The sequence below is a fragment of the Actinomyces urogenitalis genome (assembly GCF_002861525.1).
Taxonomy (GTDB): Bacteria; Actinomycetota; Actinomycetes; order Actinomycetales; family Actinomycetaceae; genus Actinomyces; species Actinomyces urogenitalis.
The window spans coordinates 35,514-59,575 of sequence record NZ_PKHA01000007.1 but is presented as its reverse complement, the minus strand read 5'-3'; the positions used below and the strand labels follow the sequence as shown (position 1 = coordinate 59,575).

Annotated in this window: 20 protein-coding genes and 1 pseudogene; 5 read left to right on the top strand and 16 right to left on the bottom strand. The window is 69.4% G+C overall.

The features are described from left to right. The first annotated feature begins 120 nt into the window (after positions 1 to 120). Positions 121 to 2,418 carry a prolyl oligopeptidase family serine peptidase gene (locus tag CYJ26_RS07480; protein ID WP_101638220.1) on the top strand — a complete coding sequence of 766 codons (2,298 nt, stop codon included), beginning with the start codon at positions 121 to 123 and terminating at the stop codon, positions 2,416 to 2,418. 95 nt (positions 2,419 to 2,513) lie between these two features. Here the strand turns inward: CYJ26_RS07480 and CYJ26_RS07475 are convergent, their stop codons facing one another. The 7 genes from CYJ26_RS07475 to CYJ26_RS07450 form a co-directional block, all read right to left on the bottom strand. Further along, positions 2,514 to 3,293: a hypothetical protein gene (locus tag CYJ26_RS07475; RefSeq protein WP_101638219.1), complete on the bottom strand. Its 780-nt coding sequence runs from the start codon at positions 3,291 to 3,293 to the stop codon at positions 2,514 to 2,516. Next, complete coding sequence (locus tag CYJ26_RS07470) at positions 3,286 to 3,759, bottom strand: heat shock protein transcriptional repressor HspR (protein ID WP_006547640.1); 474 nt, start codon at positions 3,757 to 3,759, stop codon at positions 3,286 to 3,288. The genes CYJ26_RS07475 and CYJ26_RS07470 overlap by 8 nt, the downstream gene beginning before the upstream one ends. Further along, complete coding sequence (locus CYJ26_RS07465) at positions 3,756 to 4,781, bottom strand: DnaJ C-terminal domain-containing protein (RefSeq protein WP_006547641.1); 1,026 nt, start codon at positions 4,779 to 4,781, stop codon at positions 3,756 to 3,758. Before CYJ26_RS07465 ends, CYJ26_RS07470 begins: the two co-directional genes overlap by 4 nt. Before the next feature lie 156 nt (positions 4,782 to 4,937). Next, positions 4,938 to 5,531, bottom strand: a complete 594-nt coding sequence (grpE, locus tag CYJ26_RS07460) for a nucleotide exchange factor GrpE (protein ID WP_006547642.1) — start codon at positions 5,529 to 5,531, stop codon at positions 4,938 to 4,940. Next, on the bottom strand, positions 5,528 to 7,393 hold the full coding sequence (dnaK, locus tag CYJ26_RS07455) for a molecular chaperone DnaK (protein ID WP_006547643.1): 1,866 nt from the start codon (positions 7,391 to 7,393) through the stop codon (positions 5,528 to 5,530). Before dnaK ends, grpE begins: the two co-directional genes overlap by 4 nt. A 450-nt stretch (positions 7,394 to 7,843) precedes the next feature. Beyond that, positions 7,844 to 8,035 (bottom strand): hypothetical protein, encoded by a 192-nt coding sequence (locus tag CYJ26_RS11195; RefSeq protein ID WP_006547645.1) that lies wholly within the window; start codon positions 8,033 to 8,035, stop codon positions 7,844 to 7,846. 51 nt (positions 8,036 to 8,086) lie between these two features. After that, positions 8,087 to 8,758, bottom strand: coding sequence for an MFS transporter (locus tag CYJ26_RS07450; protein WP_338064332.1), 672 nt, complete (start codon positions 8,756 to 8,758; stop codon positions 8,087 to 8,089). A 1-nt stretch (position 8,759) separates the two neighbouring features. Here CYJ26_RS07450 and CYJ26_RS07445 point away from each other — a divergent pair. The 3 genes and pseudogenes from CYJ26_RS07445 to CYJ26_RS07440 all read left to right on the top strand — a co-directional run. Continuing rightward, positions 8,760 to 9,125, top strand: a pseudogene (locus tag CYJ26_RS07445) (phosphodiester glycosidase family protein); the annotation flags it as partial. Position 9,126: 1 nt separating this feature from the next. Continuing rightward, the gene (locus CYJ26_RS11260) at positions 9,127 to 9,474 is read left to right on the top strand and encodes a glycosyltransferase family 2 protein (protein ID WP_374044895.1); all 348 of its coding nucleotides are present in this window, start codon (positions 9,127 to 9,129) and stop codon (positions 9,472 to 9,474) included. A 43-nt stretch (positions 9,475 to 9,517) separates the two neighbouring features. Further along, positions 9,518 to 10,303: a GtrA family protein gene (locus tag CYJ26_RS07440; RefSeq protein ID WP_374044894.1), complete on the top strand. Its 786-nt coding sequence runs from the start codon at positions 9,518 to 9,520 to the stop codon at positions 10,301 to 10,303. Positions 10,304 to 10,347: 44 nt separating this feature from the next. On the opposite strand, the gene CYJ26_RS07435 is transcribed toward CYJ26_RS07440, so the two are convergent. Together CYJ26_RS07435 and CYJ26_RS07430 are read right to left on the bottom strand one after the other, a co-directional pair. After that, the gene (locus CYJ26_RS07435; RefSeq protein ID WP_081449121.1) at positions 10,348 to 11,124 is read right to left on the bottom strand and encodes an anaerobic ribonucleoside-triphosphate reductase activating protein; all 777 of its coding nucleotides are present in this window, start codon (positions 11,122 to 11,124) and stop codon (positions 10,348 to 10,350) included. Positions 11,125 to 11,190: 66 nt separating this feature from the next. Next, positions 11,191 to 13,152 carry a ribonucleoside triphosphate reductase gene (locus CYJ26_RS07430; RefSeq protein WP_006547650.1) on the bottom strand — a complete coding sequence of 654 codons (1,962 nt, stop codon included), beginning with the start codon at positions 13,150 to 13,152 and terminating at the stop codon, positions 11,191 to 11,193. A 534-nt stretch (positions 13,153 to 13,686) separates the two neighbouring features. On the opposite strand from CYJ26_RS07430, the gene CYJ26_RS07425 reads away from it, so the two are divergent. Next, positions 13,687 to 16,221, top strand: a complete 2,535-nt coding sequence (locus CYJ26_RS07425; protein ID WP_048679245.1) for a DEAD/DEAH box helicase — start codon at positions 13,687 to 13,689, stop codon at positions 16,219 to 16,221. A 4-nt stretch (positions 16,222 to 16,225) separates the two neighbouring features. On the opposite strand, the gene CYJ26_RS07420 is transcribed toward CYJ26_RS07425, so the two are convergent. The 7 genes from CYJ26_RS07420 to CYJ26_RS07395 all read right to left on the bottom strand — a co-directional run bounded on the left by CYJ26_RS07420 (position 16,226) and on the right by CYJ26_RS07395 (position 23,974). Beyond that, on the bottom strand, positions 16,226 to 16,618 hold the full coding sequence (locus CYJ26_RS07420) for an Rv3654c family TadE-like protein (protein ID WP_034235048.1): 393 nt from the start codon (positions 16,616 to 16,618) through the stop codon (positions 16,226 to 16,228). Then, a complete protein-coding gene (locus CYJ26_RS07415) occupies positions 16,615 to 16,986 on the bottom strand; it encodes a TadE family type IV pilus minor pilin (RefSeq protein ID WP_048679240.1) in 372 nt (123 codons plus the stop codon). Before CYJ26_RS07415 ends, CYJ26_RS07420 begins: the two co-directional genes overlap by 4 nt. Before the next feature lie 7 nt (positions 16,987 to 16,993). Further along, a complete protein-coding gene (locus tag CYJ26_RS07410; RefSeq protein ID WP_024034800.1) occupies positions 16,994 to 17,293 on the bottom strand; it encodes a DUF4244 domain-containing protein in 300 nt (99 codons plus the stop codon). 224 nt (positions 17,294 to 17,517) lie between these two features. Continuing rightward, positions 17,518 to 17,754, bottom strand: coding sequence for a TolB family protein (locus tag CYJ26_RS10855; protein ID WP_006547655.1), 237 nt, complete (start codon positions 17,752 to 17,754; stop codon positions 17,518 to 17,520). Beyond that, complete coding sequence (locus tag CYJ26_RS07405; RefSeq protein WP_006547656.1) at positions 17,723 to 18,451, bottom strand: TolB-like translocation protein; 729 nt, start codon at positions 18,449 to 18,451, stop codon at positions 17,723 to 17,725. Before CYJ26_RS07405 ends, CYJ26_RS10855 begins: the two co-directional genes overlap by 32 nt. A gap of 61 nt (positions 18,452 to 18,512) precedes the next feature. Then, positions 18,513 to 22,154: a DEAD/DEAH box helicase gene (locus CYJ26_RS07400; RefSeq protein WP_101638218.1), complete on the bottom strand. Its 3,642-nt coding sequence runs from the start codon at positions 22,152 to 22,154 to the stop codon at positions 18,513 to 18,515. A 29-nt stretch (positions 22,155 to 22,183) separates the two neighbouring features. Further along, positions 22,184 to 23,974, bottom strand: a complete 1,791-nt coding sequence (locus tag CYJ26_RS07395) for a cation:proton antiporter (protein ID WP_024035253.1) — start codon at positions 23,972 to 23,974, stop codon at positions 22,184 to 22,186. Positions 23,975 to 24,062: the final 88 nt, after the last annotated feature.

Here is a 24,062-nt window from a genome sequence, read left to right as displayed (position 1 = left end):
CCCCATCGAGCGCGAGTGTGCAGGTGCATCCATGGGTGTGCACCCGGCCGCTGCACACTGATGCACGTACGTGCACACTCAGGGGTGCGGGAGGGCACGCCCCCGTGATGAACTTCCCTTATGACGACGACGCCGCGCCAGCCAGCCCAGGCACACCCCTCCTCACAGGCCGATCCCGCCGCAGCCCTCCCGCCCCTGCCTGAGACCCCTGCCTGGCTGGACGAGGTCGAGGGTGAGCAGGCCCTGGAGTGGGTGCGCGAGCGCAACGAGGCCACCCGCGCCACCTACGAGGACGCCCCCGGCTTTGAGCAGCTGCGCGCCGACATCGAGGAGATCCTCGACTCCGCAGACAAGATCCCCGGCGTGGCCCTGGCCGCCGGCAAGCTCTACAACTTCTGGACAGACGCCGAGCACCCGCGCGGCCTGTGGCGCCGGACCACCTGGGAGTCCTACCGTGCCGGCGCCCCGCAGGCGGGCGGCACCACCCAGTGGGAGGTCTTGCTGGACCTGGACGCCCTGGGGCAGGCCGAGGGCGTGACCTGGGTGTGGCACGGCGCCAGCGTCCTGCGCACCGGCCCCCTGGCTGGCCTCCGCGCACTCATTGACCTGTCCGACGGCGGCTCGGACACGGACGTCACGCGCGAGCTTGACCTGGACACCTTGACCTTCATCGACCCGGCCGACGGCGGCTTCTACCGGTCCCCGTCCAAGGGCTCCATGACCTGGGCGGACGACGCCGGCCACAGCGTGCTCGTGACCACCGACTGGGGGCCAGACAGCCTCTCCAGCTCCGGCTACCCCCGCCAGGTGCGCCGCGCCCGCCGGGGCCAGGACCTGGCCGAGGCCGAGATCCTCCTGACCGCACCGCACGAGTCCATGGCGGTCAGCGCCTGGCGTGACCGCCGAGGCCGCACGTGGCTGAGCGAGCAGATGAGCTTCTACACCTCGCGCACCTGGCTGGTGGACGACGACGCCACCGCTCTGGCCGCTGAGCGCTCGGCTGAGCTGCTGGCGGCCACCGCCACCGTCAGCGCAGAGGGCACCCACCTCATCGAGGTCCCCGAGTCGGCTGAGGTCTCCGCCGCCTGGGACTACCTGCTCATCCACCTGCGCGAACCATGGACCCTGGGCGCCCAGACCTACCCCACCGGCAGTCTGCTCGCGGCGCCCCTGGCCGCCTGGCTCGACGGCGAGCGCCAGCTGACCGCACTGTTCACCCCGACCAGCTCAACCTTCCTGCAGGGGTGGACCGTCACCTCCCACCACCTGGTCCTCTCCCTGCTCGACGACGTCGTCGCCACCCTCCAGGTCCTCACTCCCCCGGCGTCGGGCGCGGGTGAGGAGACGAGCCAGGAGGGCTGGACCCAACAGGCCCTGGACCTTGCCGCCCTGGCTGCGCCGTCGGCCTCGATCCCAGGCGGATCAGGCGCCAACACGCCAGACCCGACCCTGCTGCGTCCGGGACGCACCCTGGTGGAGGTGTCAGCAGGCGCCGTCGACTCCCTGGACTCCGACGAGCTGTGGATGACGGTCTCCTCCTTCACTCAGCCAACCACCCTGGCCCTGGGAAGGCTGACCCCGGACGGCCGCCTGGACTCAGCCGAGGTCCTGCGGCAGGCACCACACCGCTACGACTCCTCCGGCGTCGTGGCCACCCAGCACGTGGCGGTCTCCGAGGACGGCACGCGCGTGCCCTACTTCCAGATCGGCAGGCCCGCAGACGGTCCGGCCCCCACGATCCTCTACGGCTACGGCGGCTTCGAGATCCCGATGGGCGTGGGCTACCTGGCCGTGACCGGCAAGGCCTGGCTGGAGCAGGGCGGCACCTACGTCATCGCCAATATCCGTGGCGGCGGGGAGTACGGACCGGCCTGGCACCGCGCCGGCCTCAAGGAGGACCGGCACCGGGTCTACGAGGACTTTGCTGCCGTGGCCCGGGCCCTCGTTGAGCGTGGGGTGACGACTCCCGGCCGTCTAGCCGTTCACGGCGGCTCCAACGGAGGGCTGCTCGTGGGCAACATGCTCACCCAGTACCCCGAGCTCGTGGGAGCAGTGGTCTGCGAGGTACCGCTGCTGGACATGCAGCGCTACACCCACCTGCTGGCAGGGGCCTCGTGGGAGGCCGAGTACGGGGACCCGGACGACCCCGCCCAGTGGGAGTTCATCCGCACCTTCTCACCCTTCCACCTGCTGCGCCAGGGCGTGGACTACCCGCCGGTCCTGTTCGTCACCTCCACGCGCGACGACCGCGTCCACCCGGCGCACGCACGCACCATGGCCTATCGGATGCTCGCCATGGGGCAGGACGTCACCTACTTCGAGAACTCCGAAGGTGGGCACGGCCGGGCCTCAACTAACGCCCAGCGCGCCTGGGTCAACGCCCTCATCCACACCTTCGCGCGCGAGCAGCTGGGCTGATCAGGGCCGACGAGGACGGGCCGCGGCACTCAAGGTGCCGCGGCCCGCTGCGTTCCTGCTTGCATGACCGGCCATTTGGCTGGCCGAGCCTGCCTCTACCGGCGTCGGCTCAGGCGCACCAGGTCGGCGATCGTCAGGCCCAGCCCGATGACGCCGCAGGCTCCTGCGCCCAGCAGCATGACCCCGGCCGGCACGATCCGGTCGGTGTTGAGCGCCGGGCCGACGACGATCCCCTGAGTCCCGCTCGGGCAGGAGACCGTGTAGGCGCCTGACTCGGGCGCGGTAAGACTGGCGTAGGGCAGGTCCTGGCCGATGGCCGTCACCTCCACCGCCTCACCGGAGGGGGCCGTGACGGAGCACTGCTCCGTGGAGACCGAGGCATCCGAGCTGTACAGGCCCACCGCCTGGCCCTGGTCGAGATAGACCTCTCCGGAGTCCGTGAGCACGGAACCGGTGGACAAGGACCCGTTGACCACTGTCAGCACGGCCCCCACCCCCAGCGCAATCGGGAGGACGATGAGCATGACCAGGCCGGTCACGAGCATCCCCCAGCGGCGCCGGCGCGGCTGGCGAGCCCCATCCTGCTGCCAGGACCAGCCACCAGCCGGAGGCTGCACGGATGGCACCTGCGCCCAGGACTCGCCAGGTCCACCCGGCCGCTGCCCGGTGTAGCTGTAGGGGTTGGAGTCCTCACCCCACCCTGGCCGCATTGAGGAAGGCGCGGCGGGTTCCGTCTCCTCCTCGCCGCGCAGGCCCGCGGCCTGCACAGGAGAGTCGAGCCCCTGCTCGCGCCGGATCTGCTCCAGCTCCTCAGGGCTGACCCGCTGACCGTAGCGAGGCTGGCCGTCGTCGTCGAGATAGGGGCTGCTAGCCATAGAAGTCCTCGGGTTCGATGCGGATGAGGGCCTGTTCCCTGGCGGGACGCGGAGAGCCAGCCCGGCGGCTGCGCCCGTAACGGGAGGGAAGGACCTGCACCTCGCCGTCGGCCGCCGCGGCGAAGACGCGCTCAACAGCAGCCTGGCGCGCACGCAGCAGGCGGTTGTCGTGCTCCAGGCGCTCGACCTGGCGCTCCAGCTCCAGGATCCGGCGGATCCCCTCCAGGTTGACGCCCTCCTGGCTCAGCGCCTGGACGCGGCGCAGACGCTCGACGTCCCGATAGGAGTAGCGCCGTCCCCGGCCCGAGGTGCGGGCCGGGGAGACCAGGCCCAGGCGGTCGTACTGACGCAGGGTCTGGGGGTGCATGCCGGCCAGGTCAGCCGCCACCGAGATGACGTAGACCGCCCTCTCGGCGGCGTCCTCGGCCAGGAACGCCAGGCCCTGACCCGTCCGGCGGCGGCTCACTTGCCGGCCTCCTCACGCAGCGTCTGACGGGGGTCGGTGTCCCCCATCGCCGCGTCGAAGGACTCCAGAGCGGCCTTGGCGTCCTTAGAGAGCTTGCGAGGCACCGCGACCTCGACCGTGACCAGAAGGTCGCCGGTGGTCTTGGCGGTCTTGATGCCCTTGCCGCGCAGACGCAGCACGGTGCCCGACTGCGTGCCGCCCTTGATCTTGACCTTGCTGCTTCCCCCGTCCAGCAACGGCACCTCGACCGTGGCTCCCAGCGCCGCCTCCTTGAGCGTGACCGGCAGGTCCATGCGCAGGTTCGCGCCGTCGATGGAGTAGACCGGGTGGCTCTCCACGCTCACGGTCACCACCATGTCCCCGTTCGGGCCGCCATTCATCCCGGGACGGCCCTTGCCACGCAGGCGGATCTTCTGGCCGTGGTGGACGCCGGCCGGGATGCGCACGCGCATCGTCTTGCCGTCGGCGCGCAACTCCACCTCGTCCCCAGCCACCGCCTGGCGGAAGCTGAGGGTGGCGTTGGTCAGCACGTCAGGCCCCTTGGCGGGCTCAGGCTGAGACTGGAAGCCTCCGAAGCCGAAGGGCCCGCGCGAGCGTCCGCCCCCGAAGGCCCCGCCCTGGGCACCGCCGAACATCCGCAGGATGTCCTCATAGTCCGCCTGCGAGGCACCGCCTCCTGAGGTCGAGAAGCGGACATTGCCGCCCCCGCCCCCGAACATGGAGGAGAAGATGTCCTCAAACCCGGCCCCGCCACCGGCGCCGCCGGAAGTGAAGCGCGGCCCGCCACCGGCCATGGCGCGGATGGCGTCGTACTGCTGGCGATCCTTCTCATCAGACAGGACCGCGTAGGCCTCGCCGATCTCCTTGAATTTCTCGGCCGCCGCCGCGTCATCCGGGTTGCGGTCCGGGTGGTACTTCTTAGCGAGCGTGCGGTAGGCCTTCTTGATGGTGGCGGCGTCGGCGTCCTTGGCGACGCCGAGGACCGCGTAGAAGTCCTTGCTCATCCAGTCCTGGCTGGCCATGGTTCACCGCCTCCTGTAGGTGGTAATCGTCTGTGTTCTCTCGTTGTGTGGTGGGTACCCCGCCGCGGCTGGAGCCCCGGCGGGCCGGTGGTGTCCGACGGCGGAGGCGACCGTGCGCTCGCAGGCCGCCTCCGCCGTCGTCATGAAGCCAACGTCTCAGGCCGGGTTGGCGACCTGGACGCGGGCGGCGCGGACCACGCGCTCGCCCAGACGGTAGCCGGGCTGGAGGACGAGCTCGATCGTGGGCTCGGTGACCTCAGTGGACTCCACGGCCATGAGGGCCTCGTGAAGCATGGGGTCGAAGGCCTCACCCTTCTCGCCGAAGCGAACCAGACCGAACTTGTCCCCGAGGATCGACTCCAGCTTGCCTGCCGTGGTGGCGAAGGTGCCGGTGAGATCGCCGTGCTGGCGAGCCAGCTCGATCTCGTCCAGGACCGGGATCAGCGCCTCGACGACGCTGGCCTGGCCGGTCTCGCGGTGGCCCGCGGCCCCCTCGCGGGAGCGGCGCACAAAGCCCTGGTACTCCTGCTGGAGGTTGTACAGGTCAGCGCGCGCCCGGGCGAGGTCGTCGGCCGCCTTGGCAGCCTCCGCCTTGGCCTGGTCAAGCTCGCTCAGCGGCTCCTCCGCCGGCTGCTCGGCGTCGGCCTGGTCAGCCTCGGGGTCTACTCCCTCGAAGGCGGACTCCACGGCCTCGGCCAGCTCAGGGTCGATGCCCTGCTCGCCGTCGGGCGTCGGGGTCTGCTCGCTCACTTGTCGTCCTCGTCGTCAACGATCTCGGCGTCCACGATGTCCTCGTCCTGGGAGGTCGAGGTCGAGCCCTCGCCGGCAGGAGCCGAGGCAGCCGCAGCAGCCTGGGCCTGCTCGGAGGCGTAGAGGGCCTCACCGATCTTCTGGGCGACCGAGTTCAGCTTCTCCTGAGCAGCCTTGACGGGCTCGATGTCCTCACCCTCCAGGGCCTTCTTCAGCTCGTCGACCGCCCCCTGGACCTCGCTGGCCACGTCCTGCGGCAGCTTGTCCTTGTTGTCCTTGAGGAGCTTGTCGATGGAGTAGGCCTGCTGCTCGGCGGAGTTGCGGGTCTCTGCGTCCTCGCGACGCTTCTTGTCCTCCTCCGCGTGAGCCTCGGCCTCCTTGACCATGCGGTCGATGTCCTCCTTGGGCAGCGCGGAGCCGCCGGAGATGGTCATCGACTGCTCCTTGCCGGTACCGCGGTCCTTGGCGGAGACGTGGACGATGCCGTTGGCGTCGATGTCGAAGGAGACCTCGATCTGCGGCACGCCACGGGGGGCCGGGGCGATGCCGGTGAGCTCGAAGGTGCCCAGCGGCTTGTTGTCACGGGCGAACTCACGCTCACCCTGGTAGACCTGGATGAGCACGGAGGGCTGGTTGTCCTCGGCGGTAGAGAAGACCTCGCTGCGCTTGGTCGGGATAGCCGTGTTGCGCTCGATGAGCTTGGTCATCACGCCACCCTTGGTCTCGATGCCGAGGCTGAGGGGGGTGACGTCGATGAGGAGGACGTCCTTGCGGTCACCCTGGATGACACCGGCCTGCAGGCTCGCGCCCAGGGCCACGACCTCGTCAGGGTTGACGCCCTTGTTGGGCTCCTTGCCACCGGTCAGCTCGCGCACGACGTCGGAGACGGCGGGCATACGGGTCGAGCCACCCACGAGCACCACGTGGTCGATGTCGGCCAGGCTCACGCCGGCGTCCTTGATGACGTTGTGGAAAGGCACCTTGGTGCGCTCGAGCAGGTCAGCGGTCATCTCCTCAAAGTGGGAACGAGTCAGGCGCTCGTCGAGGTGGATGGGGCCGGACTCGCTCATGGACAGGTACTGCAGGTTGATATTGGTGCTGGTCGCGCTGGACAGCTCCTTCTTGGCCTGCTCAGCAGCGTCCTTGAGGCGCTGCATGGCGATCTTGTCCTTGGACAGGTCCACACCGGAGGAGTCCTTGACCTGCTTGACCAGCCAGTCGACGATGCGCGCGTCCCAGTCGTCACCGCCCAGGCGGTTGTCACCGTTGGTGGCACGCACCTGAATGGTGGAGAAGCCGTCCTCGTCCTTGCCGACCTCCAGCAGGGAGACGTCGAAGGTACCGCCACCCAGGTCGAAGACGAGGATGAGCTCATCCTCCTTGCCCTTGTCCAGGCCGTAGGCCAGAGCAGCAGCGGTGGGCTCGTTGACGATGCGGTCCACGGTCAGGCCCGCGATGGTGCCGGCCTCCTTGGTGGCCTGGCGCTCGGCGTCGTTGAAGTAGGCCGGGACGGTGATGACGGCGTTGGTGACGGGCTCACCCAGGTAGGCCTCGGCGTCGGCCTTGAGCTTGGCCAGGATGCGGGCGCTGATCTCCTGGGCGGTGTACTTCTTGTCGTCGATCTCGACGGTCCAGTCAGTACCCATGTGGCGCTTGACCGAGGAGATGGTGCGGTCAACGTTGGTGACCGCCTGGCGCTTGGCGACCTCACCAACGAGGACCTCGCCGGACTTGGAGAAGGCCACGACCGAGGGAGTGGTACGGCCACCCTCAGCGTTAGCGATGATGGTGGGCTCGCCACCCTCGAGGACGGCGATAGCAGAGTTGGTGGTTCCGAGGTCAATGCCGACGGCGCGTGCCATGTCTGGCTCCTTGCTGCTCCGCGGTGGAGCGGGTTGATGACGTTGAGCGGTATGCACTCAGGATCGTGGTTGAGTCGAGGCTTGTCAACCTTGCCGACCCGATTCTTGAGTCTGTATGGCTCAACTTTGATTCGCCTTGCAGCATTCCCGCTTCGTTCACGACAGTTAGGTGATTGCACTCACATACCAGGCGCTCCAGGCACAAGCGGAACACTCATTGGGACGTGCTTCCACAACAAGCCAGCGCCATAGCCAATTGGGGCGTGCCTCCCCACGTCCGGGAGGCACGCCCCAATGAGCAAGGCACGTTCCAATCGGCGAAAGCCCGTCGCTTTAGGCGAACCGCCACCTTCAAGCAGCTCAGCACCTCAAGCCAACCGCAGCCTTCACACAGCTCAGGCCCGCCAGCACCCCAGCCTCAGGCAGCTCAGGCCCGCCAGCGCCCCATCCTCAGCCGAGCCGGTCACACCCGAGCCGACTACGGCGCTTCGCCTCCTGCTCAGCCTGCGCCCGCTCCTTGTCCCCGCGGGCCCGCAGGCCAGCCAGCGCCAGGACGTTCGCGATAACGACGATCACCAGGAGCGTGATACCGAAGGCGACGCCGCTGGCCTCCCCCGTCAGACCAACAAGCGGACTCGCCAAGCCACCAGCGGCGAACTGGAAGAAGCCCAGCAGCGCCGAGCCCGTCCCCGCTCAGCGGCCGGTACGGTCGAGCGCGAGCGCCGGCAGGTTGCCAATGCTCATGCCCAGGCAGGCCACGTGCGCCAGGAAGAGGGCGACGACGCCCACCAGCAACGCAGTCGACGAGACCTCCTGCCGCAACATCGTCACGCAGACCAGGCAGAAGATGGCGTCGATAACCAGCTGGGCCACCAGACCCACCCGCACCTGCCGAGCGGGCGAGAACCGACGCACCTGAGTGGCTGCAGTACTGACTACCACCGAGATCATGAGGCCACCGGCAGCGAAAACGGCCGTATAGCTCGCCGTCGACATCCCGAGCACGTTCTTGAGCACGAAGGGTGCGGCGGACAGGTAAGCCATGAGGGTCGCGTAGACCAGGGCGTTGAGCGCGACGAGCCGGACGAAGACATGATCCCGCCCCAGGTGCCGCCCTCCCTGGACCAGCGCACCGAGCCCTCCAGTCGAGCGCTTGTCCGCAGGCAGGGTCTCGGGAACCCAGACCAGCACCATGAGCACAAGGATCCCGGTGAAGCCGGCGACGACGCCGAGGATGCCACGCCAGCCGATGACGTCCACCAGCACCCCGCCCAGGATCGGAGCGGCGACGGGCGCCACGCCCTGAATCGCCATGACCAGGCCGAGCACCTGGGTCGCCGTGATGCCGCGAGAGCGGTCGGAGATCACCTGCTCCTTCGGCCCCGCCCTGGTCAAGGACGGCGCGGTCCTGGAGGGGATCGACGACGTCGAGGTCGACACCAACTTCGGCAACCACTCCATCCAGGGCTACCAGCCCCGCACGGCCCTGGGCTACCTGGAGGACAACCACTACGTCTTCTTCGTCGTCGACGGGCGAGACGAGGGCTACTCACGCGGCGTCACCATGACCGAGCTCGCGCAGATCATGACGGACCTGGGCTGCCAGTGCGCCTACAACCTCGACGGCGGCGGCTCCTCCGCCATGTACTTCAACGGCTCGATCATCAACCAGCCCTCCAACGGCGGCGAGCGCGCTACCTCGGACATCCTCTACATCGCGCAGGGGGCCTGAGATGACCACGGCGACGAAGCCGGACTCCGGCACCTACCCCACCCGCCGCAGGTGGCGCGACCCGTCGGCCTGCCGCGCGACTGCCCACCGCAGCCGGGGCCCACGCCTGGTCGTGCTCATCCCGGCCTACAAGCCAGACAATCGGCTTACAGTACTGGTGAGCACGCTGCGCCGCGACCTGGGCGGCTGCCAGGTGCTCGTCGTCGACGACGGCTCAGGACCTGAGTACAGCGAGGTCTTCGACGCCGCCCGCGAGCGGGGCGCGGCCTGGCGGTCCTGTGGGGCCGTAAGAGCGAGGCTTCGACGCCGCCCGCGAGCGGGGCGCGGTCGTCCTGGACTACCCGCGTAACGCCGGCAAGGGCCGGGCCCTGCGCACGGGACTGGCCTACGCGATGGAGCACTGGCCGGCCGCGGACGTGGTCTGTGCCGATGCCGACGGCCAGCACACGCCGTCGGACATCGCCGCGGTGGCCCGACGCGTGCACGCGACCGGGCACATGACCCTGGGCGTACGCGAGTTCACCGGCCCCGTGCCGCTGCGCAGCCGAATCGGCAACGACGTCACCGCGCTGCTCTTCCGCGGGGCCACGGGCTGGCGGCTGCGCGACACCCAGACCGGCCTGCGCGGCTATCCCGCCGGTGGATACGCCTGGATGCTCCAGGTGCCCGGCGACCGGTACGAGTACGAGCTCTCGGCCCTGCTGCGCGCTCACGAGCGAGGCGCCGGAGTGGAGGAGGTGGGCATCGCCACGGTGTACGAGCCGGGCAACACCTCCAGCCACTTCCGGCCCCTGGCCAACTCGGCTCGTATCTACGCCCCGCTGCTGCGCTTCACGGCGGCGAGCCTGGCCAGCTTCGCCGTCGACTACCTGGCGCTAGCGCTGGTGCACCTGTTGACCGGGAACCTGCTGGTCAGCGTGGTGACGGCCCGGATCATCTCTGGCACGGCGAACTTCTTTATGAACCGCCGCGTCTTCCGCGCCACGGGCGCCCTGGGGCGCACGGCCGCGCGCTACGTGGCCCTGGCGGTGGCCCTGGTGGCGGCCAGCTACGCCGGACTGTGGGCGACGACGTCGATCGGCCTGCCCCTGGTGCTGGCCAAGCCGGTGACGGACGTGGCCCTGTACCTGGCCAGCTACCGGATCCAGCACCGCGTGGTGTTCCGCGAGCGCGCCTGACGTCCGCGGCCACCGGTAGCCGCCTCGCCGGTTTCAAACCGCTCTCAGGCCGGGCGGTAGGTGAAGCTCTCCCACCCCAGGGCCTCGATGCGCTCAGCCAGGCGCTGGCACTGCGCGTCCCACCCGGCCGCGGTGACGGCGAAGTCACCGCTCGTGCCCTCGCTGCGCGCCTGCTGGAGGGCGTAGACCCGCGCCCCTCGCTCATGCACGTCCCGGGCGACGGCGTAGGCGTCCTCAGCCGTGACGTCGCCGGGCACGATCGTGGTGCGCACCTCGAACTCGGCCCCCGCGGCGACTAGTACCTCCAGGCTCGCCCACACCTTGGCGGCCGCGTTCGGCCTGCCGACAACCTGCTCGTAGTGCTCCGGCATCGCCTTGACGTCCAACCCCACCCAGTCCACGAGGCCGGCCTCAAGCAGATCCGCCAGGCGCCGCGGATAGGCTCCGGCCGTGTGCAGGCCGACGGCGAAGCCCAGCTCACGCACTTCGGCGGCGGCGTCGGCCAGCGCGTCCTGGCGCAGAGCCTCACCACCAGTGAGCACCACGCCGTCCAGCAGCCCACGACGCCGCCCCAGCAGCTCACGGACCTGGGACCAGGCCACGGTTCCCGGGGTGCGCACCGGGATGAGGTCACGGTTGTGACAGTAGAAGCAGTTCCACGGGCAGCCCTGGGTGAAGACCGTCGCGGTGAGGTGATCAGGCCAGTCGACCGTGGACATGGGCACGAGCCCAGCGATCTGGAGGCTGTCAGCCGGGCGCTCGTGGGCCGTCCTCGCTCCGGCCGCCCCCGCGGCGTCAGGTGAGGTGGCAGCGTCAGTCATGGCATCGCCGTCGTTCCGGCTGGGGCGGGAGGGCACGCTCCCGTCCCGCCCCAGCCGGTCACCAGCTCAGGCCGAGATGGCCGACAGCCGCGAGGTCGCCATCCCATGTCCCGCGGCCGCGGGCTCGGTGAACATGGTGCGCTCGGCGTACTCGCCCTTCTTACCGATGTTGAAGGACTGGACCGGCCGGAAGTAACCCATGACGCGGGTCCACACCTCGCAGGCCACCGGCTCCGCGTCAGGGTGAAGCTCCGCGCACTTGTCACAGGTGACGTGCTCGCCGGCGAGGTAGCCGTGAGTGGGGCAGATGGAGAAGGTCGGCGTGATGGTGATGTAGGGGGTACGGAAGGCAGTCAGGCTCCGGCGCACCAGCTCCTTGCAGACCTGAGGCGAGGAGACTCGCTCGTTCATGTACAGGTGCAGCACGGTGCCGCCGGTGTACTTGGTCTGCAGCTCCTCCTGCATCTCCTGAGCCTCGAAGGGGTCGTCGGTGTAGCCGACCGGAAGCTGGGAGGAGTTGGTGTAGTAGGGGTTGGACTCGGTGCCAGCCTGGAGGATCTCCGGGAAACGACGGCGGTCCTCCTTGGCGAAGCGGTAGGTCGTGCCCTCGGCGGGGGTGGCCTCCAGGTTGTAGAGGTGACCGGTGGCCTCCTGGAAGGAGACCATCATCTCGCGCACGTGATCGAGGATGCGCACGCACATGGCGTGGCCGCGCGGGTCGGTGATGTCGTAGGCGTCAGCGGTGAAGTTGCGGACCATCTCGTTCATGCCGTTGACGCCGATGGTGGAGAAGTGGTTGTCCAGCGTACCCAGCCAGCGCTTGGTGAAGGGGAACAGACCAGTGTCGATGTGGTGCTGGATGACGGTGCGCTTGAGCTCCAGGGTGTCACGGGCGATGCCGAGCAGCCGGTCAAGGGCAGTAATGAGGCCGGCCTCGTCACCGGCGTGGGTGTAACCCAGGCGCGCCATGTTGATCGTGACCACACCGACGCTGCCGGTCTGCTCGGCCGAGCCGAACAGGCCGTTGCCGCGCTTGAGCAGCTCGCGCAGGTCGAGCTGGAGGCGGCAGCACATCGAGCGGATCATGCCCGGATCGAGCTCAGAGTTGATGAAGTTCTGGAAGTAGGGCAGGCCGTACTTCGCGGTCATGGCGAACAGGAGGTCAGCGTTGCGCGACTCCCAGTCGAAGTCCTTGGTGATGTTGTAGGTGGGGATGGGGAAGGTGAAGACGCGACCGTCAGCGTCCCCCTCAGTCATGACCTCCATGAAGGCACGGTTGATCATGGCCATCTCCTCAGCGAGCTCGCCGTAGGTGAAGTCGCACAGCTCGTCACCCACGAGCGGGTACTCCTCGGCCAGGTCCGCGGGGCAAGTCCAGTCGAAGGTGAGGTTGGTGAAGGGCGTCTGGGTGCCCCAACGGGAGGGGACGTTGAGGTTGAAGATGAGCTCCTGCATGCACTGGCGCACCTGCTCGTAGGTCATCGAGTCCAGGCGGACAAAGGGCGCCATGTAGGTGTCGAAGGAACTGAAGGCCTGGGCGCCGGCCCACTCGTTCTGCAAGGTGCCTAGGAAGTTGACGATCTGGCCCACAGCGGAGGAGAAGTGACGCGGCGGGTTGCAGGCGATCTTGCCGGGGATGCCGTTAAAGCCCTGCTGCAGGAGGGACTTGAGTGACCAGCCGGCGCAGTAGCCGGAGAACATGTCCAAGTCGTGGATGTGCAGGTCGCCGCTGCGGTGGGCGTCGCCAGCCTCCTGGGAGTAGATCTGGGAGAGCCAGTAGTTGGCGATGACCTTGCCGGAGGTGTTGAGGATCATCCCGCCCAGGGAGTAGCCCTGGTTGGCGTTGGCGTTGACGCGCCAGTCCGAGCGGTCAAGGTACTCGGTGATGGTGGAAACGGCGTCGACCTGGGGACGCGAGCCATGGGCGACGGCGGAGTCGGCCGAGCCTCGGGCGATGAGCTCGGGGTGGGCCTCAGCCAGGTGCGCGGCAGTGGGGATCTGGGGGGTGTCAGACACGGTCTTCTCCATCGATGCGTCAGGTCGGCGGGGTGCCACCCGTCGGGTGTGACTGGCTGCCTCATTCGGCGGGGACGGCCAGCCGTACGCGACGGCGATATGGCCAGACCGTACCCCCGAATCACATTCGTGCAACACATCATCCGGTAGTTCTAGCCTTCTCCAACCACAATATGTTGTGGTTTCCCCGTAGGACTGGAGTCCCACGAGGGCGAGCAATCGGCGATATTCCCAACCCTTCCTCCACCCTCCCTTGGGGTGAGCGGTATCACTTTTTCGTCGGTTCGTCGGCGTGTTGCGCACTGCCCCAGCACACGCGAGCCCTCAAGCTCTAACTCTTACATTTTTAGAGTACTTAAGAGCTTGTGAGAGCAGCCCCATCGCCGCGAACCAGCTCTCCCCGCCACACCCGTCATGCATGGCCGCGCCTGCCGGCGCGTGCCCGCACACGGCCAGGCGCACCCGTCGCGGCCCTGAGGCACACTGTCCTGCGTGACCACTCCGCTACCGCACGCCCCTTCGCGCGACCTCACCGAGGTCCTGCAGATGGTGGGCGAGCGCGACGGTCGCCTCATCCACGTCGAGCGCACCCCCGCCCGCCCCGGCCGCCACGGCTCCTGGCCGGCGTGGGCCGACCCGGACCTCGTGACTGCCTACCAGCGCCTGGGCGTCAGCGCGCCGTGGATCCACCAGCAACAGGCCGCCGAGGCCCTGCACGCCGGTCGCCACACCGTCATCGCCACCGGGACAGGCTCGGGTAAGTCGCTCGCCGCCTGGCTGCCGGCCCTGTCTGATGTGCTTGCCGCCCAACGCGTCGAGGGCGGGCAGGAGTCCCGGATCTCCTCCTACGCTCGCCGTCCGAGCGTGCTCTACCTGTCCCCCACCAAGGCACTGTCAGCCGACCAGGCGGCCGCCCTCACACGCCTGGTCACCGAGCTCGAGGCGGCGCAGCGCCCAGCCAGCTCCTCCCACCAGCCCCTGCGCACGGTGCGGGTGGGGACCTGCGACGGCGACACCCCGCTGCCCGAGCGCGACTGGGCCCGCGCCCACGCTGACGTGGTCCTGACCAACCCTGACTTCCTGCACTTCTCCCTCCTGCCCGGCCACGAGCGATGGACACGGTTCCTACGCTCCCTGCGCTACGTCGTCGTCGACGAGTGCCACGCCTACCGAGGTCTGCTGGGAGCCCACGTCTCCCTCGTGCTGCGCAGACTGCTGCGGTTGGTCCTCCGACTGCGCCCCGAGGGCCCGGGTCCCGTGGTCCTGTGTGCCTCAGCCACGGCCGCCGAGCCCGCACTGACCGCAGCCCGTCTCATCGGCGTGCCGCCCGCCTCCCTCACTGCCGTCACACAGGACACCGCCCCGGCCGGAGAGCGGGTCCTCGCCCTGTGGCAACCAGCCCTGCGGGACCCGTGGTCCACCTGGGAGGAGTCCGTCTCAGCACTGGCCCAGGCCACCGACTTCCCAGCCGCTGATCCGCTGCGGAGCACCCCCACCCAGACATCCTCCGCCAAGGCACCCGAGCAGCCACACGCCTGCGCCGTCGGCCCCGACACCGGTGATCCCACCGAGGACCCCTCAGCACGCCGTTCGGCCGTGGTGGAGGCCGCCGAGCTTCTCGTCGACCTCATGAGCGTGGGCGCCCGCGCACTGGTCTTTGTCCGCTCCCGCCGCAGCGCCGAGATCGTCGCCGAGCACGCCCGCCACACCCTGAGCCTCAGCCTGCCTGAGCTGGTGGGCACGGTGCGCGCCTACCGCGGCGGCTACCTGCCCGAGGAGCGCCGAGCGCTGGAGACGGACCTGCGGCGGGGGCGCCTACGCGCCCTGACGACCACCAACGCCCTGGAGCTGGGCATCGACGTCACCGGACTGGACGCCGTCATCATCGCCGGCTGGCCCGGCACCCGGGTGAGCCTGGGCCAGCAGGCCGGGCGAGCCGGACGGGCGGGAAGCAGGGGGCTGGCAGTGCTCATCGCCAGCGACAACCCGCTGGACGCATACCTGGTACACCATCCTGACGAGGTCTTCGCCGCCCCCGAGGCCACCGTCTTCGACCCGGCCAACCCCTATGTCCTGGCGCCGCACCTGTGCGCCGCCGCCTCGGAGTCCCCGCTGCGTGGGGAGGACCTGGAGCTCTTCGGTCTAGACGACGAGTCCTTCCTGGAGGACCTGGCCGCCCGGGGCGCGCTCCGACGGCGTCCCAGCGGCTGGTTCTGGAACACGAACCTTCCGGGGCGAGCCCAGGACCTGACCTCCCTGCGTGGGGACGGCCCGCCGGACGTGCCCGTGGTGGACGCCTCCACCGGGACCGTCGTGGGCACGGTCCCGGGGGCCTCAGCGGACTCCGCCGTCCACGAGGGGGCGGTCTATATCCACCAGGGCCGCACCTACGTCGTGGAGGAACTGAGCCAGGAGGCGGCCCTCGTCACCCAGAAGGCGGCGGTGGGCTACCGCACGAGGGCCAAGGAGTCCTCTTCCGTCCGCGTCATCGCCGAACGCGAGCACCAGGACTGGGGCCGGGGCATCACGTGGTCCTTCGGGTCCGTGGAGGTCACGAGCCAGGTCGTCGGATACACCAAGCACGCGCTGCCTGGCATGGAGGTGGTCTCCCAGCACTCCCTGTCCATGCCTGAGCACGTGCTGCCCACGGCGGCGGTGTGGTGGACGGTCCCCGTCGAGGTGACGCAGGACGCTGGCCTGACCAGCGCGGACCTGCCCGGTGCCCTGCACGCCGCCGAGCACGCCTCGATCGGCATGCTCCCGCTGCTGGCCACCTGCGACCGCTGGGACATCGGCGGCCTGTCCATCGCCCTGCACCCCCAGACCATGAGCCCGACGGTGTTTGTCCATGACGGTCAGGCCGGCGGAGCCGGCTTCGCCGAGCACGGTTACCGCGCAGGACGCCACTGGCTGGAGGCCACGCTCGCCGTCATCGAGCAGTGCGGGTGCACGGCCGGATGCCCCTCCTGCGTCCAGTCACCCAAGTGCGGCAACAACAACGAGCCTCTGGACAAGGCTGGGGCGATCACCTTGCTGCGCCTGCTCCTGGCCGCCGCGCCCCGCGAGGCAGAAGCAGGCTGAGCGGCTACAACTGTCCAGGGCTGCGAGCCGGGCCAGCGCGGGCCGCACCGCGCGCGGACCGCGGCACGCCCAGCACGCTAGTGCTCACGCTGACCTGGACGACGACGTCCTCCCCCTCGATCAGGCAGGAGACCACCTGCGCCCTGTTGGCTCCGGCCACCTGGTGGGCCACCGCGCAGGGGTCTGCCGGCGCCAGGACCGAGGACAGCGCCGTCGCCCCGCCCAAGGCAGCCAGGTCCGCAGCCAGGCGGGCCCGGCCAGATGCGGCCTGCGCCTGGATGAGCCCGGTCAGGCCCACCGCGAGCGCGAGCAGCACCGCGATGACCCCCAGGGCCAGGACGGTTCCCGATCCGCTCTCCCCCGCTGCGTCCGCACGCAGGCTGGCCGTGACCCTCATGGCTCCTCCGGCTCGGTCCAGGCGCAGGCCCGGCTGCGCGCTGTCAGGCCGAGCCCGCCCACTGGACCGGGAACCGGCCGAGAGACCGTCACGCAGGTCAGCTCACCGCGTTCGACGGCGAGGCTGGCGCGTCCCGCAGCCGCCGCGACGACGACGTCGAGGTCGCTGCGCCCCAGCGCCGCCGCCCGGGCTGCGGATCGGGCGGCGTCAGTGACCCTGAGCTGAGTGGCCCCGGCACTGATGGCTGACAGCGCGAGCGCCAGCACGATGATGACCGACGGCAGGACCACGGCGGTCTCCGCCGTCACCATGCCGGTCTCGCTGCTGCTGCGAGCAGGACGCCTGCCCGCCCGACGTCGTCGTCGCATGGCGGCCTCAGCCCACGGACAGGGCGGACTCGATGAGTCCCTGCAGGACTCCTCGCAGGGAGCCCGAGCGCATGATGGCGAGCAGGAGCCCGGCGAAGGCAGCGGCTGACAGCGTGCCGATGGCGTACTCGGCCGTGGCCATGCCGGCCTCGTTGCCTGGGTCGTTCTCACCGGTTCCGCCCGCGCAGGAGGCGGTCGACAGTGAGGTGGCTCGGCTCAGAGCAGCGCGTCTGGCTGCTGCCCGTGCTCCTAGCGACCAGCGCAGGCTCAGTGCGCGGGTCATCGTTCGAATGATGGTGGCGTGCATGGTGTCCTCCCTCAGGTGTGCGCGGACGTCTTGTCCGCATGCACCAGCCTGGAGGAGGCAGACCATCACTCGCACCTGGGCTCGTTGAGCCCTGTGGACGAGGGTGTCACGGGGGCCACCTGTGGAGCCCGAGCACCGTGGCCGCGGCACTGACCGCCCATGCCGGAGGCAGCGCCCTCGGACAGGTCCTTCGGAGAGCCCGCTTCACTCGCGGGCCTTGGTCGCTAGGCAGCGGGGTAGGCCACGAAGGCGAAGCGCGTGCCGTCCGGGGACCAGCTGTTGACATTCATCGTGCCCTGGCCGCCGAAGAGACGAACGAGTGTGCGCGGCCGCCCGCCCTGGACCTCCAGGAGCCACAGCTCGACCGGTAGGTCCGCCGGGTGGCTGACCGTCCCGCTGGGGTAGCTGAGGTAGACCAGCTGGGATCCGTCAGGACTGGGGTTGGGGGAACCAGTTGACACGGTCATCATCCGTCAGCTGCTCGCGCTCGCCGGTGTCCAGCCGCATGCGGAAGAGCTGGGCGTGCCCCGCGACCTGGGAGGCTTCCTCGGAGTTGTAGTACAACCAACCTCCGTCCGGGTGGTACTCGGGCCCGTCGTAGGCGTTGGGACCCGTGGTCAGCTGGGTCTGAGCGCCTCCAGCGGCTGGGATCGTGGCGAGGTTGCGCGCACCAAAGACGTCCTCGCCCCACGGCTCCACCGAGACGTAGGCCACCTGTTGCCCGTCCGGCGAGACGCCGTGGAGCCAGGAGGTGTACGGCTGGTCCTCGGGGTGGGTGTTGGAGATGCGCCGCGCCTGGCCGCCCTCGATGCCGACGGCGTCCAGGTGCCCCTCGGCGCTGAAGTAGATCGTGGTGCCGTCCGGAGAGATGACGTGGTCGTTGTTGACCCCACGCACCGCGCCGACCTCGATGGGCGTCAGGGCCCCGGACCCGTCCGCAGCGATGCTGAGCAGCCGCCCGCCACCGTTGACCACGAGCCTGGCACCGTCCCGGGTCCAGTTGGGAGCCTCAATAAGCTCCTTGCTCTCCAGGACCACCTGCTGACTGCCTGTGCGCAGGTCATGGATCACCAACAGCGCCACCTGCCCGGGTTGGAGGGCATCACGCCCTGCTCCGCGTCCAGTCTCCAGGCCGTGGTGACAAGTCAGCGAGATCATGCACCGATCCTGTCACGTCTGCCAGGCGCAGACGCAGGAACAACAGACGCCCGCACCCACCTCAGCCGAGCAGGGCGCGAATCTCCTCGGCGGTCAGGCGTGCCCGGCTCAGGGTCTGCCCGGCGCCCGTCGCGCCAGCCTGGCCGCGCTCGCCAGCTCCTGTCTCACCATGTCCGGGCTGTCCGAGCTCCGCCGAGCCTTCAACCACCTTGGCGAAAAGACCGGCCTTCTTCTCCTTCAAAGCCATAACCTTGTCCTCGATCGTGTCTGCTGCCACCATCCGGTAGACCATGACGGGCTTGTCCTGACCGATGCGGTGGGCCCGGTCCACCGCCTGCTCCTCGGCCTGCGGGTTCCACCACGGGTCCAGGAGGAAGACGTAGTCCGCCTCAGTCAGGGTCAGTCCGAATCCTCCGGCCTTGAGGGAGATGAGGAAGACGTCAGCCTCCCCGTCACGGAACTGGGCGACGACCCTCTGACGGTCACTCGTCCCACCGTCTAGGTAGAGGGTGCGCAGCCCTGCCGCTTCCAGCTCCTCGCGCACCGAGCTCAGGTAACGAGTGAACTGGCTGAAGACGAGAGCCCGGTGTCCTTCCGCCACGATTGGCACGAGGGTGTCACGCAGCATCTCCACCTTGGCGCTCGGTCTGGGCCGGCGTCCGCCCTGACGCACCGCCCGCTCGTGCCCGGCAGCCGGATCAGCATCGTCCTGCGCTCCCTCCTCCGCGGCTGGTACCAGCGCAGGATCCAGTGCCATCTGGCGCAGGATGGTCAACGACCTCAGGGCCGAGAAACGGGCCTGTGCGGTGTCATCCTCCAGCAGCCCCATCACCTTCTGGCGCTCGCGGATGAGACGGGCCTCGTAGGCACGGCGGTGGGAAGGGCTGAGCTCGACTCGCAGGATCTGCTCGCTCTTGTCCGGGAGGTCGTGGGCCACCTCCTCCTTGGTGCGACGCAGCATGAAGGGATGCATCCGGCTGCGCAGGGCCTGGAGCCGGTCCCGCCCCTGCTGCCCGCCGCGGTCGATCGGGCGCTTGTAGAGCTCTTTGAAGCGCTGCGGTCCTGGGAGCAGCCCGGGCGCGCTCACGCTCAGCAGGCTCCACAGGTCCATGAGCGAGTTCTCCAGCGGGGTGCCCGTGATCGCGAGAGTCGAGGGAGCTCGTAGCCGGCGCGCAGCCTTGTAGGTGGCTGAGGTGTGGTTCTTGATGAACTGGGCCTCGTCCAGAACCACCCACGACCACTCGACCTGCGCCAGGTCCTCCTCATCGAGCCGCATGAGGGTGTAGCTGGTGACCAGGACGTCTGCCTGCGCCGCCTCCTGGGCCATGGAGGTGCCACGCTTGGCGGAGGTACGCCGCACCTCACGCACGCGCAGCCCCGGACAGAACTGTGCTGCCTGCTCCGCCCAGGCCCCGATGACGGAGGTAGGGGCGACCACGAGGACCGGAGCCGTCAGCCCGCCGGGCTCCTCCGCCATCTTCTGGATCTCGGCGAGGACCTGGACGGTCTTGCCGAGCCCCATGTCATCGGCGAGCACACCACCGAGCCCTGCTCCCCGCAGCAGGTGCAGCCAGCGGTAGCCCTCCAGCTGGTACGGACGCAGCTCGGCCTGGAGACCGAGCGGTGGGTCCACGTCCACCAGCTCCGAGGCCACCAGGCCACGCCCGTCAGCCTGCCGCTGCCCGTCCTCCGGCTCGCGCCCAGCCTCCTGCCGCATCCCCAGCAAGCGGTCCACGCTGTCCTGCCAGCGCTTGGCAGACTCCTCCACGACGCCCAGCGCAACCAGCTCGGAGTAGTACCCCGCCTGGAAGGCCGTGACCCGCATCTGACCCGGGTCCTTGGCATGAGGCTCCACCAGGTCTCGCCCCTCCTCCATGAGGGCTGCCAGGCGGTGAACCTCAGGCCGGTCAGTGTCCACCCACGCGCCCGAGTCCAGGAGCACCTGCTCCTGTCCGGCCGCCACCGCGGCGATGAGCCGCTCCAGCGGCACCTCCTCCTCACCCACGCGAACGCGCACGCGCAGGGAGAACCAGTCAGGACGGTCCTCGTCCTCGGTGACACAGGTGGCGACGACCAGCTCCTGGCCTGCCTCACGGTAATCCGGAACCTCCCCCAGGATCTCCAGCTCCATGGGCTCCAGCTGCCGCAGCTCCGGCACCGTCCAGGCCATGAAGCGCGCCGTGCGTATCCCGCGCATCGTCTGGCGGTGCCACAAGATGCCATGATCGCGAACCAGGGGCATGAGGGCATTGAAGACCTCCCAGGCCAGGCGCTGCTCCGCCTGCAGGTCTCGCGGTACCTGGCGCTGGCCCGCGGGCTGCGTCACGGGCTCCGGCTCCAGCACCTCATCCGGAGGTCTCCGGCCCAGGCCAGGTTCCTCAGGCAGGCCCCAGGGGTCCTGCCCGGATAGGTCACCACCCCAGGCCGTGACAGAGTCATCCGTGAAGCCGTCATCAAGGCGCTCGGGGCGCAGGTCCCCCAGCACCACCTCACGACGCACCGCACCCGCCTCATCGACGTAGCGCATGAGCCAGCGGGTGGAGGCCTCGTGACTGGCTCCCTCAACGTGCACCTGGAGCACGGCCCGCAGCTGGGTCGGCTCGGGAACAGCCACTCCTTCATCCAGCGCCAGCACCGGCACAGCCCGCATGAGCTGCTCCAGGTGCTCCGCCTCGAAGCGAGGGACATCCGGCGCCGGGATGAGGATGCGGTACGCCGGGTCAGCCAGGAGCCGGCGTACCGCATTAGAGGGCTCGGGCTCAATCGGCATGAGCAGCAGCTCACCGCCGGGCTTGTAGGCGTAGAAGGCATGGACCGCTGGAGCCCCAATCGGCTGGAAGTCCACCGCCGGCTCATCCAGCGGCACCAGGTTCTGCTCCTCCTGGCTCAACCGCAGCTCGGTCACCTGCTCGGTGCCCAGCGCCGGCTGGATCCGCACGGCGCCGTCGGACTCCTTGAGGATGGCGGCCCCAGCCCTCAGGCCGGAGGCGATGATCACCGCAGCCCCGTTCCGCTGCGCGGTAGTCAGCGTCAGCCCCGCCTCGCTCCCGCGACGCAGCACCTTCCAGACCCGTGCCGGCATTTCGTTGAGGCTGACCCGGTCATCAGCGTAGTAGAAGCTGCGCCGAGCCATGCCCGCAAGCTCATGAAGCACCTCCAGGACCTGCGGGTCCACCTCACCGGCCAGTGCTCCGCCCAGCACCTGGGTCCAGGAAGCACCCTGACGGTTCCACCCCCGTTTGCCCTCCACCAGCGGGACCAGGGTGAGCCGGTCGTAGTAGTCCGCGGACACCTCCAGCGCCATGCGCCGGTAGGAACGCGCCGGCACCCTGAGCAGGCTGGCCAGCTCCTCCTCCCAGCCGCCGGCCTCGTCCTGCAGCCGCAGCGCCAGCGCGCGTGATCGCAGCAGCAACGCCGTGCAGTGCTTGCAGTTGGCCCCAACCGGACAGGTGCAGGTCCCCGACCACAGGCCGCTCGCGCCAGTCTGCGGGGCGTAGACCATGGTCTGGTAGACCTGCGCCCCCGAGCCGCGCACACTGCCAGAGATAATCTCCCCGTTGGTCCCTGCCACCGAGACCGTGCGGACGTAGCCCTCCTCGGCGTAGCGCTGGCCACGCAGGAAGGTCCTCCCGCCGACGACGCTGATGATCTGCTCATCAGTGACCTCGGCAGGCCAGTCCGTGGGGCTCAGCTCGCGTGCCATGGCCTCAGACTAGGGAAGGGGTCTGACACTTATCGACGACGTCGAAGCCGGTCGCGCCACGAGGTCCGGCTGTGGACAACCGGCTCCTGACGCCCATCCTGACGCGCCTGGCGACGCATCTGGAGGGCGTCCTCCCGCAGCTGACGCACCTGGTCACGCTCCTGACGCCGCCGCTGACGCAGCAGGGCCCGGCGCACGGCGCGACGCTGCTGCGCCTCCTCGCGGTCAAGATTGCGCTGCAGGCGCATCTGCTCACGCCAGTGCACCCGCTCCGCCTCGATCTGGGCCAGTCGCACCGCCAGGTAGCGCGCCTCGGCGTCGGACAGCCTCCGGCCTCCCAGGCCCACGCTGCGTGGCGCCTCCTCCGGCTGCGTAGGCCATGCACCGGCGCGCCGGGTACCAGCAGCACCGCTCCCGGTGCCCTGACCGGCGCGACCCCCGCTGCTGGATGGGGAGGGAGCCGAGGAAGCCGAGTGCGCCGTCGTCAGCTCCAGTCCTGCCGGGCGACGCCGCTCGCTGACCGTCAGCTCCTGGTCTCCCGGCTGCAGGCCGGCGGAGTCGGCGATCTGTACCGGCCTGCCCTCGGCGTCCACCGGCCCCTGGGCCACCGCCAGCGCCTCGACCGCCGGGGCGTGGTCACGTCGAGACCCGAGCGCCAGCCCCGCTGCCGGCATGATGAGGACGCTGGCCGCCCCTGCCAGCACAAGGGTGGAGGCGAAGGACTGCGTCATCGCCCCTGCACTGACGGCCGCCTGGGTGACAGCCACGATGATGGGCAAGGCGGTGGTGGAGTAGACCGCGATCTGCACGGACTGCCTCAAGGAGTAGGCCCGCGAGCCGTCATGACGCCGCTCCGCCCACGAGGCCAACCACACCGGCACCCCGCGCACCGCGACCAGCAGCACGAGGAAGGCACCCAGGTCCACCAGCGCCGAGGCGGACAGATCCAGCTCGATCGCCATGCCCGAGGTGACGAAGAAGATCGGCACGAAGAAGCCGTAGGCCAGGCCGTCCAGCTTCTCCTCTAGCTCGCGAGAGCCGCCTGGCACGGCGTAGCGCAGGATGAATCCGGCAGCGAAGGAGCCCAGCACCACGTCCAGCTCAAAGATCGCCGCCAGCGTGCACAGCCCCACCAGCAGCAGGACGGTCAGACGGATCGTCGTCTGAGCCGTCGTCGTGCCACCGATATGGATCGCCTCCACCAGCCGGCGCCCGGCACGCTTGACGTTGTCCGTAAACCGGATGATGAGCAGCGTGATGGCCAGGAAGGCCAGCAGGATCGCCAGCGAGGCCCAGGTCGAGCGCGAGCCGAGCAGCAGGGCCATGAGGATGATCGGGCCAACCTCGCCCACCGCCCCGTGGTTCAGGATCGCCGCGCCCACCGCGGTGGACAGCAACCCGCGCTCACGCAGGATCGGCAGGATCGTGCCGATCGCCGTCGAGGTCATGGCGATGGCGATGGCGATCCCGTTCACGCTCAGCGCCCCGCCGCTGACTCCGATCACCCAGACCGCGGCAAAGGCCAGGGCCAGTGAGCCGAGCCAGGCGACCATGGCGTGACGCCCGCCTGAACCACGCAGCTCGTTGACGTCGATCTCGTAGCCGGCCATGAGGAAGAGGAAGGCCAGCCCCAGCTCACGCAGGAAGTCGATCGAGGCGGTCGCGGTCGCGATCCCGAGCACGGCCGGGCCGATGAGCATCCCGCCGGCGATGAGCAGCACCGTCTCCGGCACGATGCGCCTAGGCACGACCCAGGACAGCAGGGGTGCGAAGAAGGCGACCACCACGATGCACAACAGGGACAAGAACGTCGTTCCCATCCGGGCTCCTTCCTGACAGGTGCGCTGACCAAGGGCAGGTGCGTGCCTGAGCGTAGCGGCCCCGGCGCGTCAGGCTCCCACCCGCGGC

Coding starts and splice junctions, on each gene's coding strand:
- CYJ26_RS07480 (WP_101638220.1), top strand. CDS start 121: ATGACGACGACGCCGCGCCAGCCAGCCCAGGCACACCCCTCCTCACAG.
- CYJ26_RS07475 (WP_101638219.1), bottom strand. CDS start 3,293: ATGGCTAGCAGCCCCTATCTCGACGACGACGGCCAGCCTCGCTACGGT.
- CYJ26_RS07465 (WP_006547641.1), bottom strand. CDS start 4,781: ATGGCCAGCCAGGACTGGATGAGCAAGGACTTCTACGCGGTCCTCGGC.
- dnaK (WP_006547643.1), bottom strand. CDS start 7,393: ATGGCACGCGCCGTCGGCATTGACCTCGGAACCACCAACTCTGCTATC.
- CYJ26_RS11260 (WP_374044895.1), top strand. CDS start 9,127: ATGACCACGGCGACGAAGCCGGACTCCGGCACCTACCCCACCCGCCGC.
- CYJ26_RS07440 (WP_374044894.1), top strand. CDS start 9,518: ATGGAGCACTGGCCGGCCGCGGACGTGGTCTGTGCCGATGCCGACGGC.
- CYJ26_RS07435 (WP_081449121.1), bottom strand. CDS start 11,124: ATGACTGACGCTGCCACCTCACCTGACGCCGCGGGGGCGGCCGGAGCG.
- CYJ26_RS07430 (WP_006547650.1), bottom strand. CDS start 13,152: ATGGAGAAGACCGTGTCTGACACCCCCCAGATCCCCACTGCCGCGCAC.
- CYJ26_RS07425 (WP_048679245.1), top strand. CDS start 13,687: ATGGTGGGCGAGCGCGACGGTCGCCTCATCCACGTCGAGCGCACCCCC.
- CYJ26_RS07420 (WP_034235048.1), bottom strand. CDS start 16,618: ATGAGGGTCACGGCCAGCCTGCGTGCGGACGCAGCGGGGGAGAGCGGA.
- CYJ26_RS07415 (WP_048679240.1), bottom strand. CDS start 16,986: ATGCGACGACGACGTCGGGCGGGCAGGCGTCCTGCTCGCAGCAGCAGC.
- CYJ26_RS07410 (WP_024034800.1), bottom strand. CDS start 17,293: ATGCACGCCACCATCATTCGAACGATGACCCGCGCACTGAGCCTGCGC.
- CYJ26_RS07405 (WP_006547656.1), bottom strand. CDS start 18,451: ATGATCTCGCTGACTTGTCACCACGGCCTGGAGACTGGACGCGGAGCA.
- CYJ26_RS07400 (WP_101638218.1), bottom strand. CDS start 22,154: ATGGCACGCGAGCTGAGCCCCACGGACTGGCCTGCCGAGGTCACTGAT.
- CYJ26_RS07395 (WP_024035253.1), bottom strand. CDS start 23,974: ATGGGAACGACGTTCTTGTCCCTGTTGTGCATCGTGGTGGTCGCCTTC.